Annotated in this window: 13 protein-coding genes; 4 read left to right on the top strand and 9 right to left on the bottom strand. The window is 66.5% G+C overall.

Features of this window, described 5'->3' with window-relative positions; genetic code table 11:
- Positions 1-24: 24 nt before the first annotated feature.
- A complete protein-coding gene (locus U5809_RS00485; RefSeq protein WP_322085018.1) occupies positions 25-1,770 on the bottom strand; it encodes an FAD-dependent oxidoreductase in 1,746 nt (581 codons plus the stop codon).
- Between the two features lie 16 nt (positions 1,771-1,786).
- A complete protein-coding gene (locus U5809_RS00480; protein WP_322085017.1) occupies positions 1,787-2,911 on the bottom strand; it encodes a Rieske 2Fe-2S domain-containing protein in 1,125 nt (374 codons plus the stop codon).
- A 234-nt stretch (positions 2,912-3,145) separates the two neighbouring features.
- Between U5809_RS00480 and U5809_RS00475 the strand changes: the two genes are divergently transcribed.
- Together U5809_RS00475 and U5809_RS00470 are read left to right on the top strand one after the other, a co-directional pair.
- On the top strand, positions 3,146-3,784 hold the full coding sequence (locus tag U5809_RS00475) for a helix-turn-helix domain-containing protein (protein WP_322085016.1): 639 nt from the start codon (positions 3,146-3,148) through the stop codon (positions 3,782-3,784).
- Between the two features lie 64 nt (positions 3,785-3,848).
- Positions 3,849-4,550, top strand: coding sequence for a pentapeptide repeat-containing protein (locus tag U5809_RS00470; RefSeq protein ID WP_322085425.1), 702 nt, complete (start codon positions 3,849-3,851; stop codon positions 4,548-4,550).
- Between the two features lie 8 nt (positions 4,551-4,558).
- Here the strand turns inward: U5809_RS00470 and U5809_RS00465 are convergent, their stop codons facing one another.
- Positions 4,559-5,188, bottom strand: coding sequence for a GNAT family N-acetyltransferase (locus U5809_RS00465; protein ID WP_322085015.1), 630 nt, complete (start codon positions 5,186-5,188; stop codon positions 4,559-4,561).
- A 215-nt stretch (positions 5,189-5,403) separates the two neighbouring features.
- Between U5809_RS00465 and U5809_RS00460 the strand changes: the two genes are divergently transcribed.
- Positions 5,404-5,625, top strand: coding sequence for a hypothetical protein (locus tag U5809_RS00460; protein WP_322085014.1), 222 nt, complete (start codon positions 5,404-5,406; stop codon positions 5,623-5,625).
- A gap of 242 nt (positions 5,626-5,867) precedes the next feature.
- Positions 5,868-6,977 carry a polyamine ABC transporter substrate-binding protein gene (locus U5809_RS00455; RefSeq protein ID WP_322085013.1) on the top strand — a complete coding sequence of 370 codons (1,110 nt, stop codon included), beginning with the start codon at positions 5,868-5,870 and terminating at the stop codon, positions 6,975-6,977.
- Between the two features lie 54 nt (positions 6,978-7,031).
- Here the strand turns inward: U5809_RS00455 and U5809_RS00450 are convergent, their stop codons facing one another.
- The 6 genes from U5809_RS00450 to U5809_RS00425 all read right to left on the bottom strand — a co-directional run bounded on the left by U5809_RS00450 (position 7,032) and on the right by U5809_RS00425 (position 14,200).
- Entirely contained in the window at positions 7,032-8,249 is a 1,218-nt protein-coding gene (locus U5809_RS00450) for a porin (protein ID WP_282512201.1), read from the bottom strand.
- A 64-nt stretch (positions 8,250-8,313) separates the two neighbouring features.
- Positions 8,314-10,125 carry a tannase/feruloyl esterase family alpha/beta hydrolase gene (locus tag U5809_RS00445; RefSeq protein ID WP_322085012.1) on the bottom strand — a complete coding sequence of 604 codons (1,812 nt, stop codon included), beginning with the start codon at positions 10,123-10,125 and terminating at the stop codon, positions 8,314-8,316.
- A gap of 224 nt (positions 10,126-10,349) precedes the next feature.
- Positions 10,350-11,057 carry a substrate-binding domain-containing protein gene (locus U5809_RS00440; protein WP_322085011.1) on the bottom strand — a complete coding sequence of 236 codons (708 nt, stop codon included), beginning with the start codon at positions 11,055-11,057 and terminating at the stop codon, positions 10,350-10,352.
- Positions 11,058-11,071: 14 nt separating this feature from the next.
- Positions 11,072-11,755, bottom strand: coding sequence for a 4-carboxy-4-hydroxy-2-oxoadipate aldolase/oxaloacetate decarboxylase (ligK, locus tag U5809_RS00435; protein WP_322085424.1), 684 nt, complete (start codon positions 11,753-11,755; stop codon positions 11,072-11,074).
- A 2-nt stretch (positions 11,756-11,757) separates the two neighbouring features.
- Positions 11,758-12,783: an amidohydrolase family protein gene (locus U5809_RS00430; protein ID WP_322085010.1), complete on the bottom strand. Its 1,026-nt coding sequence runs from the start codon at positions 12,781-12,783 to the stop codon at positions 11,758-11,760.
- 67 nt (positions 12,784-12,850) lie between these two features.
- The gene (locus tag U5809_RS00425; protein ID WP_322085423.1) at positions 12,851-14,200 is read right to left on the bottom strand and encodes an aromatic acid/H+ symport family MFS transporter; all 1,350 of its coding nucleotides are present in this window, start codon (positions 14,198-14,200) and stop codon (positions 12,851-12,853) included.
- Between the last annotated feature and the right edge of the window lie 59 nt (positions 14,201-14,259).

Below are 14,259 nucleotides of genomic sequence, written 5' to 3'. Positions count from 1 at the left end.
CACCACCCGCGCGCGTTCGCCCGATCACGCGCCAGCCGCCGACGCCTCGCCCGCATGCTGCCGCACGGCCGCAATGTGGTTGGCCGCCACGTAGCCGAACGTCATCGCCGGCCCGATCGTCGAGCCGGGCCCCGGATAGGTCTTGCCCATCACCGCCGCCGACGTGTTGCCAAGCGCGTACAGCCCGTCGATCACCGAGCCGTCGGGTCGCAGCACGCGCGCATCCGCATCGGTGCGCAGCCCGCCCTTCGTGCCGATCTCGCCCGGATCGAGCCGCAGCGCGTAGAACGGCGCGCGCTCGATCGGCCCGAGGCACGGGTTCGGCTTCGACGACGGATCGCCGTAGTAGCGGTCGAACACGTTGCCGCCCTTGCCGAATTCCGTATCGACGCCCGTGGCCGCATAGCCGTTCATCCGCGCGACGGTCTGCGCCAGGCCGTCGGCGTTCACGCCGATCTTCGCGGCCAGTTCGGCCAGCGTGTCCGCGCGATAGATGACCGAGTCCAGCCAGCCGGCCGGGATCCGGCTGTCCGGCTGCACGCTGCCGGGCAGCAGCACGCCGCACGGGTAGCGCTTGCGGTATTCGGCATCGAAGATCAGCCACGCGGGCACGCAGGCCTGCGTTTGCGCATGATCCGCGACCATCGCGTGAATCACGTCCGGATACGGCGCGGATTCGTTGACGAAGCGCCGTCCGAGCCCGTTGACCATCACGCAGCGCGGCGCCGAGCGCTCGACGAACAGCCCGCGCTGCTTCTCCTCGCCTGGCACGCGCACCGTCGGCACGCCCCAGACGAAGTCCATCAGCGCGACACCGGCGCCCAGCGCGAGCCCCGCGCGAATGCCGTCGCCAGTATTGATCGGCGGCGCCGCGCTCCACTCGGCGCGCGTCGGCGCCGGCAGGTACTGCTCGCGCATCGCCTGGTTCGCCTCGAACCCGCCGCATGCGAGCACCACGCCGTGCGTCGCGCGGATGCCGACCGTGCGCCCGTTCCGCTCGACGACCACGCCGTTCACGCGCGCGCCGTCGGACTGCAGCGAGCGCATCGGCGTGTCGAGCCACAGTGCGATGCCGCGTTGCGCCAGCGCCGCGCGCAGGCTGGCGACCAGCGCATTGCCGAGCGTGAGGCGCCGGTCGCGCGCGGTGCGGCGGCGCCAGCGGAAATCGGTGGCATAGCGCAGCATCAGGCGCGCAGTGAGCCGCAACCAGCCGCGCTCCTTCGTGACGATCGTGTGCGCTTCGATCTGCGTCATCGCGATGCGGCCGGCGATCAGCGTGGCAGGCGACGGCGCGCGCAACGTGTCGAAATGCGTGCCGAGGCGGGCGGCATCGAACGCCGCCGGTTCCATCGTCCGGAAGCCGGGCTTGCCGCCGACGCGGTCGGGGTAGTAGTCGGGATAACGCGGCACCGCGTGAAAACGCGTTTGTGCGTGCTGCGCGAGATACGCGACCATCTTCGGACCGTTCTCGAGATACGCATCGATGCGCGGCCGGTCGAAGTCCTCGCGAACGACTTCGCGCAGGTACGCAATCGCTTCGTCATACGAATCGTTTCCGCCGAGCGCCGCGATCTGGTCGTTGCATGGAATCCAGATACCGCCCCCCGAGACAGCCGTCGTCCCGCCATACACGGGGCTTTTCTCGACGACCAGGACCGACAGGCCCTGATCGTGCGCGCGCAGCGCCGCCGTCATCGCGCCCGCGCCTGAGCCGACCACCACCACGTCGTACGTGGCGTCGCCGGCGGAATCGTATCGATCGTCGTGCATGATGGCCGCCCCCGTGTCAGATCGTGGACAGGCGGCTCGCCGCGTCGGCCGGTACATCGGCCAGCTGGCGCCAGCACGCGTTCTCGCCGCGGTACTCGTGCACCTCGACGCGCGCATGCAGCGCCGGCAGCGCGGCGACGTCGGTGTAGAACTGCCGGTACCACTCGCGCAACCGGTAGATGGGCCCGTCGCCTTCGCACAGCAGCGGATTGTCGACGCGCGTCTTGTGATCCCAGATCGCGACATCCTCGCGGAACGCCGACTGCGCGGCCAGCACGTAGCCGTCGACCATCGCGCGGCTCTGCTCGTCCGACAGTGCGGGATCCTTCTGGACCATCACGCCGAAGCGCAGCTCGAAGCTGTTCGTGTCGATCGGCACGTGGCTGTTGAGCAGGATCGAGTTGACCGCCTGCCCTTGCGCCTCGCCCGTCATCAACGTCACGTGGTACGCGGGGCCGAAGTACGCGGAATCGGCGGTCAGCCGCCCGCTTCCCGCCAGCCGCGAGCTTGCGCCGCGCAACTTCTGGTAGGCGACCGGGCCCGCGAACGTATTGCAGAAATAGTCGAGCGGCGCGCCGTGCACGGGGCCGAAGTGCACCATGTCCGACTGGTTGTCGATCAGTTCGCGGCAGTTCGTGTTGATCACCCACTTGACGATGGCCCAGTCGCTCCATGCATCGGAGAAGCACGCGTCGATCCGCGGAATCGCGACCGACGGATCGGGTGCGTTGCCCTCCGGATCGTTCCACACGAACAGCAGATGGTTCTGCTCCATCACCGGCCACGACTTGATGCGCGCCTTCGGCGGAATGCGCGACGAATACGGGATCGCCGCGCAAGACCCGTCGCCCGCCCACGACCAGCCGTGAAACGGGCACACGAGCGTGTCGCCTTCGACATGCCCGCGCCCGAGGTCGGCGCCCATGTGCGGGCAGTAGCCGTCGAGGATGCGCAATTGCCCGTCCTCGCCCTGGAACACCGCCACGCGGGTGCCGAAGATCGACAGGCCATGCGCGCGGCCGTCGCGGTAATCGTCCGCCAGCCCCAGGCAATGCCAACCGCGTGCGTAGCGCGCGTCGATGGGTGCGGCGTGAATCCGGTGAATGGGGCGCTGGGTCGCCAGCACGGTGGAATCGGTCATGGATCGTCTCCTCCAGTCAAAGGTGGGCGCCGACCGACACCTGCGTGGCCGGACCTTGCCCGCGAATGCGCCGACCGGATAACCCGGCCGGAACGCTATGTCACAAAACATCTCATTTGTGCCGCATAATGGCACAAATTCGATTTCTGTGACAATGTGTGCGAAAATTCCGCACCGCCGGAACCGGTCGGCGGATCGACACACGCCGCGCGGCATGCGGCATCGAGGAAAGGTATGGATCGGCAACTGCGCTGGGGCGACGCCAGCAGGATGGACAGCGTCAATGACGGGCGAAACGCGATCCTGCGCGCGGCGCTCGACGCGATGATCGAGCACGGGATCGACAGCCTGTCGATCGACGATGTCGCGCGGCGCGCCAACATTTCGCGGCGCACGCTGTACCGGTATTTCGGCACGAAGAAGGAACTGATCCAGGGTGTGATCAGCGTCCAGAACGCCGAATTCTTCGACGAGATGCAACGCGCGCTCGTCGGCTTCGAACACGATTTCGAGGCCTACTGCGAGGAGAGCGTGTGCTTCGCGGTACGCTACCGCGATCGCCATCACGGCGGCTTTCACCACAACTACCTGGCCACGAGCCTGTCGACCGACGTGTTCGGCTTCATCGTCGAGAACATCGCGCCGATGTGGCGGCGCGTGCTGGACGAGCCCTACCGCGCGTACGTCGCCGTGCGCGGCGCGTCGGCGCCCGCGCTCGACGACATCATCGCGCTGGTCAGCCGCATCGGTCTCGCATACTGCCTGGTTCCTGCAGACGACCTGGCGATGCGCGCGCAGATGCGGATTCTGTGGCCGACGCGCGCCGAACCGGCCGGCAAGCCGGTTGCGCTCAAAAGGAAGGCAGCGCAGTAGGCGATGCCGGTCGCACGATGCGACCGAAATCCAGACAATGTTTGCCCCGCCCATTCACATGACTATGGATCGCCTCATGACCCCTGGTGTCTCCGTGACCGGCCGCACGCTGGATCGCGCCGAATTGATGCAACTCGTCGAAGGCTCGACGGCGCCCCTTCATCTGGAGGACTGCGACCTCGAAGGCGCGAACCTGTCGCGCCTGGATTTGCGCGGCGCGCGCTTCGAACGATGCGCGCTCGCGGAAGCGTCGTTCGTCGGCGCCACGCTCGCGCACACATCGTGGATCCGCTGCCGCGCCCGCCAGGCCGACTTTGCGTCGTGCGACCTCGAGGACGCCGTGTTCCAGTCATGCGATCTCAACAATACGAGCTGGCGGCGCAGCAAGCTCGGTTCGGTCCGGTACGACGAATGCCGACTGACCGGGGCGGATTTTGAGGAATGCAAATCGCTTGGCCTCGAATTCGCGAACACGCTGCTGGTCGGCGCGAGCCTCCGTCGCTTCTCGTTCCGGAAGACGCGGCTCGTCGCACTCGATTTCTCGGACGCCGACCTCGCCGGCGCGGACTTCCGCGATGCCGTGTTCGAAGGCGGCAGCCTGCGCAACGCACACCTGAACGACGCCCGTTTCGAGGGCGCCGACCTGCGCGACGTCGATCTGGGCGCGATGCCCAAACTGCTCGCATCCGGCGTGCTGCGCGGCGCGACCGTCTCCTACGATCAGGCGGCCATGATGATCGAGAACTTCGGGATCCGGGTCGCCTGAGGGCACGGCTATTCTCGCGACAGCCGTTTCTCCATCTTCACGATTTCAAGTTGAATCGGGCTGTTTCCGTGGGAAAAATGGCCGGTGCCGATCACGGCGAAGCCGTGGCGTTCGTAAAACGGCACCGCATTCGTTGTCGCCTCGAGATAGACGCGAGCGCATCCGTCGCGTGCGATGCCGGACATGGCCGTCTCCAGCAGCGCCTGGCCCGCGCCACTGCGCGCGCGGTCGCCGCGAACGAACAGCTTGGTCAGTTCTTCGCCGGCCGTTTCCGCAAACCCGAGTACGTCGCCGTCGTCGGCAACCCACAGTGCGTGGCGCCCGATCGCATCGAGATACATGGCCGGCGTGCGCCCGTCCAGCCAGCTTGCGATCTGCTCGTGCGAGTAATCCGCCGCGCACAGTCGCGTGACGGAATCCAGATGGACTTCGAAGATCCGCTGTGTGTCGGATTCGTTCGCGGATCGGATTTCAAAGGCTGACACATTCCCTCCCGGTGCATTGGCGCGTCGCGGCGCAAGCGGCAGACCGTCGAATATTCTCATCACCTTCGATGCGTTCTGATCAGCGAAAACCCTTATTCTCATGCCATGCGCGGCGGGCCGTTTCCCATACCGAACCCTCTCATCGGCGTGCAAATCACTAGGGAAAATCCGGAGACATCCTTACAGCGATTTACCTGATGATTCACGGGAGCGTCATGTTTCGACGATTTCGCCGAATGTCATGCTTTCAGTCCGAGTGAGGCAGTCGATGCCGCCAGGCGGCAAAGGCGATGATCGCGCCCCGGAACGGAAGCCGTTGGCGAATCGTCAGGTGTTCAATACTTTCAACAACCCGGTCGAGAGTAATCGTGAGAATCCGTGGCCCGCTGGTGCGGTGGAGACGAGGCGATACGCGTAATTTGCGCGCCGCGATCGCGTCCCCCGACGACAGTGACGGCTGGCGAAGCCCTCGCCTGCCTCTGTCGATCTACACCATCCTGTCGCGCCGTTCCGTTCGCCGTCACAACGCCGTCGCCGCCCGCGCGCCCGTCGCGATCCGTACCGACGACGTGGCGTCGCTGCTGCCTTAGCGCTCCACTCTCTTTCCCCGTGTCCGTTCGTCCTGCGCGTCGTATCGCCTGACCGGTGAAGGGATCGGCTCGCGCTGCAACCGCCTGCCATCCACGCGCAGCTTCAAACGGACTCCTTATTTTCTGCATCGCCTGTGCGTGCTGTCGGCACCGGTCATGCACGCCTGTTCCATCCGATGAACCGTCGCGTGACGATCCGCTCATCGCGGCTCGACACGTGCACCGCCAGGGAAAACTACGTCATGCGAATCCGCACGCTTCGCCGCGCCATTTCAACCGCCGCCATCCTGTCGCTGGCCGCCGTCACCGTCACGACCGCCCGTGCAGCCGGCGAACTGAACATCTACAACTGGTCCGACTACATCGCGCCGGACACGATCCCGAACTTCCAGAAGCAGACGGGCCTGCACGTCCGCTACGACAACTACGACAGCGACGACACGCTGCAGGCCAAGCTGCTGTCGGGGAATTCCGGCTACGACATCGTCGTGCCGACGTCGAACTACATGGCCAAGCAGATCCAGGCGAACGTCTACCAGACGCTCGACAAGTCGAAGCTGCCGAACCTGTCGAACCTCGATCCGCTGCTGATGAAGATGGTCGCCGACGCCGATCCGGGCAACCAGTACGGTGTACCGTGGGCCTACGGCACCGACGGCATCGGCTACAACGTGCAGGCCGTGAAGAAGGCGCTCGGCGACAAGGCGCCGGTCGACAGCTGGGCGCTCGTGTTCGATCCGGCCAACATGGCGAAGTTGAAGAGTTGCGGCGTGTCGTTCCTCGACCAGGCCGTCGACGTGTTCGCCGCGACGCTGCAATACATGGGCAAGGATCCGAACAGCACGAACCCGGCCGACTACCGCGCCGCGTACGAGGTGCTGAAGAAGGTGCGCCCGTACATCACGCAATTCAATTCGTCGGGCTATATCAACGATCTCGCGAACAACGACCTGTGCGTGTCGTTCGGCTATTCGGGCGACGTCGGCATCGCGCACCGCCGCGCAGCCGAGGCGAAACGGCCGTACGAGATCCGCTTCGCGAATCCGAAGGAAGGCGGCCTGCTGTGGTTCGACATGATGGTGATCCCGAAGGACGCGCCGAACCGCGATGCCGCACTGAAGTGGATCAACTACCTGCAGGACCCGAAGGTCAACGCGGGCATCACCAACGCGGTGTTCTACCCGACCGCGAACAAGGCCGCGCGCCAATACGTGAAACCTGCCATCGCACGCGACCCGTCCGTGTATCCGGCCGACGAGGTGTTGAGCAAAATGACGCTGCTCAAGCCGATGCCGCCCGAGATCCGCCGGCTGCAGAACCGGCTGTGGGCGCAGCTGAAAACGGGGCGTTGAACGGCGTGTGACCGAACCGTGCCTGCGGCGGCTCGCGCCGCAGGCACGCGCGCATCAGAACCGGTGAATGATCCCCGCGCCGAACGCGAACTGGTTGCCGGTCGACGACGGCGCCGTATTGAACCCGTCGCCCAGCGTCGCGGTCGCGTCGACGATGCTGCCGGCACCGCTCGTGCCGAGCGTCTTGCCCTTCGCATGCTGGTACGCTTCGAGCAGGTACAGCCCCGTGCGCTTCGACAGCGAGTAGTACTGCGACAGGTTGAACTGGTGATACTGCGCGCTGTCGGTGATACCGTTCGACTCCGTCGCACGCGTGTACGCATAGCCCGCGCCGAAATCCCAGACCGCCGACGGCTTCCAGTGCAGTACCGCGCCGGCCGTGTTGAAGATCGCCGTATTGAAGAACTTCGACGCCGCACCGGGGATGTACTCGGTGTTGGTGTACGTGGCCGTCGCGTCCCACGCATCGCTGAACCGGTAAGCGAGCCCGACCGCGAACCGTTGCTGCGCCTTCGCGGTCTGGTAGCCGTTCGTGACCGCCGAGACGCCGATCTGCGCACCGCCGTTCGATGTCGTCGAATTCGCGCCCCACGTGCCGCCAGCCGTGTTCGCGTTGTTCACGCGCTCGAACGCGACACCGACGCCGAGCGGGCCGGCCGCATACTGGATGCCGGTCGCCCACGTCGAACCGGCGTTCGTGCTGCCGGCCACGCCGCCGAGCGAGTAGGACCCGCTCAGCGTCACGCCATACCATTTCGGCGACGTGTACTCGATCGTGTTGTTCGCGCGGTAGATCGTGTCGAGCCCGTCGACGTCGCCCGGGTGTGCGCCGTAGTAACCGGTGATCCACGTGGTCGGGCTGAACGTCGACATCGTCTGGTAGTACGACGCATATTGCCGGCCCGCGGTCAGCGTGCCGTACGTCGCGTTCGTCAACCCGACCCACGCCTGGCGCCCGAACATCGCGTCGGTGTACTGCGCGGCGCCCGTGGCCGAATTGAAGCCCGATTCGAGCGTGAAGATCGCTTTCGTGCCCCCGCCGAGATCCTCGCTACCCTTCAGCCCGAAACGACTGCCGGCCCACACGCCCTGGTTCATCCTGACGACCGACTTCCCGCCGCTCGTCGACCCGACCGTCGTCGCGTTGCTCTGGTAACCGATGCCGTTGTCAACGATCCCGTACAACGTGACGCTGCTTTGCGCGAACGCCGGCGCGACGACCGTCATCGCGACGCCGGACGCCAGTGCCGCCCGCATTGCCTGCTTCTTCATCGAACTGTCTCCTTCCTTGCCTGTTTGAGTAAGTGAATTGTTGTGATCGTCGCCTGCCGCTCGCTCAGGGGCGATACGCGCGCCAGCCGTTGCCGCCCGTGCAGACGAGTTGCGAGCCCTTGGCCTGGCACTGCGCCTCGTAGCCCGGCGAATACAGCCATTCCCCGGCCCAGTGCAGGTCGACATACGGATCGGCCCTCGGCGTATCGGCCACGAAATTCGCGGCATCGTCGGTACTGCCGCTGCCCGTATAGCGCGCGGTGGCCGGGTACGGAAACACCGGGCGCGTACGCGTCGTGTTGCCGTTCGCGTCGACGATCGACGCGACGATCCTGCCCGGCGCCGCACCCGTCTCGGTCCAGGCCATCAGCGGCGTGAGCACGTCGAACACGTCCGGCCCTTGCCCGCCGCCGCAGTGCGCGACGCCCGGGAACAGGTAGAAGCGCGCGAAGCGGTCGACCTGCGAATCGCCCATGGTCTTCTTCATTGCTTCGTAGTACGCGATGCTGGAACGCGGTGAGATATGCTGATCCTCCAGGCCGTGCCACAACAGCAGCTTGCCGCCACGGCCCGCGAAGCGGCCGAGGTCCGGGTCGGTCGCGGCCAGGTAGTTCGACACCGGCACCGTCTTCATGAACGCGTCGAGCGTAAACTTCAGGTCGCCGATCGTTGCGGACGGATACGACGCGTTGTAGTAGTCGAGATAGCGCAGGAACGGCAGCACGAAGCTGATCGTGCCGCTCGGCGCCGTCGCGGTGGCCGGGACGAACAGGCTCCAGTTCAGCTCCGAACCCCACTCGCGCGACACGAGCGGTTCGAGCCGCACGCCGTTCGCGGCGGTCGCGCCGTCGTGAATCCTGCGCACGACGTCGGCTTCCTGCGGCGTCAGACACGTCGCGGTCGACTGGCCGGCCGCGCACACCAGCGTCGCGGGATCGAACCGGCAAGCGCGCGGGTTGTCGATCACGCCGTCCACCACGCCGTCGAGCCCGTCGCACGCCTTCAGCACCGCCGCATGCAGCATCGGCAGCTTGCCCGCGAGCAGGATCGCGTTGCCCGTCTTCGGGTCCGTATTGACCGCGGCCGGCCATGCGTGATGGAACGTGTTCTGCACGATCAGGTCGTTCGCGGGCGCACCGGCCGCAATGCCGTCGAAATCGTCGGGGAAACGCTGCGCCTCCATCAGCGCTTCACGACCGCCGTCCGAGCAGCCGTCGAAGTAGGCGTAGCGCGCGGGCCTTGCATAGAACTTGCCGATGATCGCCTTCGCCACCTGCGCGGTCGCGTGCTCGGCGCGATACGCGAAGTCGAGTTTCGCCTTCGGGTCGAGCGCCCATGCGCCGTCGTTGCCGCCTTCGTGGCCCATGTCGGTCGCGGCCATCGCGATCGTCCCATTGGTCACCGGTACGCAGGTCGACGCCATCGGTGCATTGACCGACAGGTTGCCGCACAATCCGCCGCACCCGGTCTGCAGATAGCGTTGCGTCCAGCCCTGCGTCGGCAGTTGCAGTTCGAACAGCGACGCGCCCGGGCCGATCGTGCCTTTCACGTCGCACACGGGCGCCGGCAGCGTGTTGTTGCCGACGACCGTGCCGGCGGGCAGCAGCACGGCCGACGTGATCGTGACCGTGCCGTCGGTTACGCCGCTCAGGTCGAGCGCCGCGACGGACGGGCACGACATCACGGGCATCACGGCCGGCAGACTCGCGAGACCGCCCGCTGCAGTCGCGGCACGCGCGGCGCCCGGCCAGCCGGCCATTGCCGCGCACACCCATATCATGCCGATCGCCAGCATCCGGACCAGCGCATCGCGCCGCACGCCCGCCGCGCGATGCCACGCGCGCCACATCCATCCTGCCCTGCAGTTCGTCTGCATTTCTGTCTCCTGTCGTTCTGATGGGGATGCCGACCGCCGTGAACGGACGATGTGGCACCGTTGCGAGAGTCTTGCGATACATCGGGCGAAACGGCTCGAATCGCCTTTTAACTATTACTCAGCATAACTAATCTCATTACCTGCACGCTTTGCAAAGACAGCCGAATCCCATCTGATTCGTTTATCGATTCCGGTACGCGTGGCGGTTATGTCGCCCGCCGGCACTACGCCGGCTCCATCCCGCATTCACGCTTGATGCGATCGGCCCGCGGCGAAGCCAGATATGCGAGGAACGCCTCGGTAGCCGCGCGATCGTGCGCCGTACGGCACACCGCCGCGGCGAATACGGTAACGGCCTGGACCGCCTCCGGCAGCACGCCGACGACATCGATACCCTGTACATGCAGCAGCTCGCTCAACTGCTGGAAACCGAGGTCGACCTCGCCGGAGGCGATCAACGCGCCGACCGGCACGCCCGGCGGCGCCTGGACGATACGCGGCGCAATCGCCGCCGCGATGCCCCAGCGCGCGAACAGACGATTCAGGTGCGTGCCGCTCGGTCCCGTCGAATAACCGATCCACCCGGCCCGCAGGATCGTGTCGCGAATATCCGCCTCCGTGCCGATCTCCGGTCGCACCGCACCCGCCTTCACCGCGACGGCGATGCGTGAACGGGCGACCTCCACACGGCTGCGCGCATCGACATGGCCGTCGGCCGCGAGCATCGCGAGCGCATCCGACGCGAGCACGACGAAGTCGAACGGCTCGCCGGCCTGCACGCGCCGGGCCGCGTCGACGCCGCCGACGGAGGCGACCGACACGCGGCACCCGGTTTCTGCCTCGTACGCGGCAGCCAGTCTCGCCAGCACCTCACGCGAGGCCATCGACGACAGGCCCGAAACGGCGACCTCGGCCCATGCGGTCTGTTCCATCTTCGTCACCCGCATCAGTCGATGTAGCGCAGGCCGGCCTGGCGCAGCGGCTCGCGCATGTCGTACATGTCGAGGCCCAGCACGCCCGATGCGAGTTTCGCGCGCTTCGCGGCTTCGTTCGTCTCGCGTGCAATCGCCTTGTCGAGCACGTCGGCCGCGCGCGCGGCCGGCACCGCGACCACGCCGTCGTCGTCCGCGACGATCACATCGCCGGGCTCGACCAGCGCACCCGCGCAGACGACCGGCACGTTCACCGAGCCGAGCGTCGCCTTGATCGTGCCTTTCGCGGAAATCGCCTTGCTCCAGACCGGGAACCGCATCGCGTCGAGCACCGCGACGTCGCGCACGCCCGCATCGATGATCAGCGCCTGGGCGCCGCGCGCCTTGAAGCTCGTCGCGAGCAGGTCGCCGAAATAGCCGTCCGTGCAGTCCGCGGTGATCGCGGCCACCACCACGTCGCCCGGCCGGATCTGCTCGGCCGCCACGTGCATCATCCAGTTGTCGCCCGGATGCAGCAGCACCGTGACGGCCGTGCCGGACGCCAGCGCGCGCGGATAGATCGGCCGCATGTACGGCTTCATCAGCCCCGTGCGGCCCATCGCCTCGTGAACGGTCGCCGAGCCGAGCGCGCCGAGCCGCGCCGCGACGTCCTGATCCGCGCGGCGGATCGTGCGGTACACCACGCCAAGTTCATTCATCATCACAGCCCCTTCGCTTTCAGTTGCGCATCCAGGCGCGGATATACGCGTCGCGCATTGCCTTCGTAGATCTTGTGCCGCGCGCTCGCATCGAGCGCGGACGCTTCGATATAGCGCTTCGTGTCGTCGTAGTAGTGGCCGGTCTCCGGATCGATCCCGCGCACCGCGCCGATCATCTCGCTCGCGAACAGGATGTTGTCGACCGGAATCACACCGGTCAGCAGGTCGATGCCGGGCTGGTGATACACACAGGTGTCGAAAAACACGTTGTTCAGCAGATGGTCTTTCAGCAGCGGCTTTTTCAGCTCCTGCGCGAGCCCGCGAAAACGCCCCCAGTGATACGGCACCGCGCCGCCGCCGTGCGGAATCACGAAGCGCAGCGTCGGGAAATCGCGGAACAGATCGGAGGTCAGGCACTGCATGAACGCCGTCGTATCGGCATTCAGGTAGTGGGCGCCCGTCGTATGGAAGCACGCGTTGCAGCTCGTACTCACATGGATCATCGCGGGAAGGTCGTACTCGACCATCTTCTCGTAGACCGGATACCAGTAGCGGTCCGACAGCGGCGGGCTCGTCCAGTGGCCGCCGGACGGATCGGGATTCAGGTTGATCGCGACGTTGCCGTATTCCTCGACACACCGCACGAGCTCCGGAATGCAGGTCGCGACGTCGACGCCCGGGCTCTGCGGCAGCATCGCGGCCGGCACGAAACGATCGGGAAACAGCCGGTGCACGCGATGGCACAGTTCGTTGCAGACGGCCGCCCACGTGCTCGATACCGCGAAATCGCCGATGTGATGCGCCATGAAGCTCGCGCGCGGGCTGAAGATCGTCAGGTCGAGGCCGCGCTCGCGCATCAGCCGGAGCTGGTTCGACTCGATCGATTCGCGCAGCTCGTCGTCGCCGATGCGCAGCTCGGACACTTTCGGCCGCTCCGACGGGCTGTTGATCGCCGCGACCTGGCGATTGCGCCACGCTTCCAGCGCCTTCGGCGCGGTGGTGTAGTGGCCGTGAATATCGATGATCATGCATGCTCCTGCGTGTAATGACGTATCCGGCGCGTGCCGAGCTCCGCGCCGGTTCGGCGCGGCGCGGTCAGTGCGCCGGGTTTTCCAGTTCCTGCGGTTCGGGCGCGGGTGCGCGCTGCGACGTCATGATCGCGATCGCGGCCAGCGTGGCCGGCACCGCGAGCATCGACAGAATCGCGTCGAACTTCCAGCCGAGCCCGAGCAGCGCACCGCCGATCGCCGAGCCGAAGATGCTGCCGAAGCGCCCCATCCCGAGCATCCAGCTCACGCCGGTCGCCCGCGCGACGGTCGGATAGCGTCCCGGCGCATACGCGTTCAGTCCCGTCTGCGCGCCGCTCATGCAGAAGCCGGCCGCGAACACCAGCAGCGCGAGCGACGACGACAGCGCGCCGGCCCAGGCGAGCACGGCCACGCACAGCCCGCCGCCCAGGTACGCGGCACCGATCACCGGTGCCGGCCGCACCTTGTCCATCAGCCAGCCGACACCGATCGCACCGATCGTGCCGCCGATCTGGAACATCGCGGTCACGTTCGCGGCCGTGCTGACGGACAGGCCCGCGTCCTTGATCAGCGTCGGCAGCCAGCCCGTCAACAGGTAGATCACGAGCAGCCCCATGAAATACGTGATCCACAGCGACACGGTGACGAACCCGTAGCCTTGCGAGAACAGCACGCCGATCGGCTTGCGCGTCGGCAGCGGCGGCTCGTTCGACACGAACGTCTCGTCGCCGCTGAACTGCCCGCCGCACACGCGGTTCAGCAAGGCGGCGATCCGCTGCGACGGCGCCCCGCGCACGGCCAGCAAACGGGCCGATTCGGGCAGCAGCCACAGTTGCAGCGGAATCAGCAGCAGCGGCAGCGTGCCGCCGAACAGCAGCACCGTGCGCCAGCCGTGCAACGGAATCAGCCAGCCGGCGACGAAGCCGATCAGCGCGGAGCCGAGATTGAAGCCCGTGAACATCACGGTGATCATCCGCGCGCGCATCCGTTTCGGCGCGTATTCCGACAGCAGCGTCGTCGTGTTCGGCATCGCCGCGCCGAGCCCGATTCCCGTCAGCAACCGCAGCACCGCCATCTCGAACGGCGAGTGCGCGTGCGCGGTCACGATCGTGAACACGCCGAACAGGAACACCGACGCGATCAGCACGCGCTTGCGCCCGAACCGGTCCGCGCTCGGGCCGGCCACCAGCGCTCCGATCACGAGCCCGATCGGCGCCGCGCTCATCACGAGCCCGAACTCGGGGCGCGAGATCGCCCAGTCGTGGATGATCGACGGCGCGACGAACCCCATGATCGCGACGTCCATCCCGTCGGCGATCACGACGAGGCAGCACAGCACGACCAGCAGCCACTGGTAGCGTGTCACCGGCCGGTCGTCGATGAACGACTTGATGTCGATTGTCTTTCCGCTTCCCATCATGTGTCTCCTTGGTGACGATCATTCATTTTGATTCGTCATCCTATTTATATGGATTG

The organism is Burkholderia sp. BCC1999 (assembly GCF_905339975.1).
Classification (GTDB): Bacteria; Pseudomonadota; Gammaproteobacteria; order Burkholderiales; family Burkholderiaceae; genus Burkholderia.
This window is presented reverse-complemented; position numbering and strand designations above follow the sequence as displayed.

Bases quoted from the DNA above. Each gene is read 5' to 3' on its own strand.
- U5809_RS00485 (WP_322085018.1), bottom strand. From the start codon at position 1,770: ATGCACGACGATCGATACGATTCCGCCGGCGACGCCACGTACGACGTG.
- U5809_RS00480 (WP_322085017.1), bottom strand. From the start codon at position 2,911: ATGACCGATTCCACCGTGCTGGCGACCCAGCGCCCCATTCACCGGATT.
- U5809_RS00475 (WP_322085016.1), top strand. From the start codon at position 3,146: ATGGATCGGCAACTGCGCTGGGGCGACGCCAGCAGGATGGACAGCGTC.
- U5809_RS00470 (WP_322085425.1), top strand. From the start codon at position 3,849: ATGGATCGCCTCATGACCCCTGGTGTCTCCGTGACCGGCCGCACGCTG.
- U5809_RS00455 (WP_322085013.1), top strand. From the start codon at position 5,868: ATGCGAATCCGCACGCTTCGCCGCGCCATTTCAACCGCCGCCATCCTG.
- U5809_RS00450 (WP_282512201.1), bottom strand. From the start codon at position 8,249: ATGAAGAAGCAGGCAATGCGGGCGGCACTGGCGTCCGGCGTCGCGATG.
- U5809_RS00445 (WP_322085012.1), bottom strand. From the start codon at position 10,125: ATGCAGACGAACTGCAGGGCAGGATGGATGTGGCGCGCGTGGCATCGC.
- U5809_RS00440 (WP_322085011.1), bottom strand. From the start codon at position 11,057: ATGGAACAGACCGCATGGGCCGAGGTCGCCGTTTCGGGCCTGTCGTCG.
- ligK (WP_322085424.1), bottom strand. From the start codon at position 11,755: ATGAATGAACTTGGCGTGGTGTACCGCACGATCCGCCGCGCGGATCAG.
- U5809_RS00430 (WP_322085010.1), bottom strand. From the start codon at position 12,783: ATGATCATCGATATTCACGGCCACTACACCACCGCGCCGAAGGCGCTG.
- U5809_RS00425 (WP_322085423.1), bottom strand. From the start codon at position 14,200: ATGGGAAGCGGAAAGACAATCGACATCAAGTCGTTCATCGACGACCGG.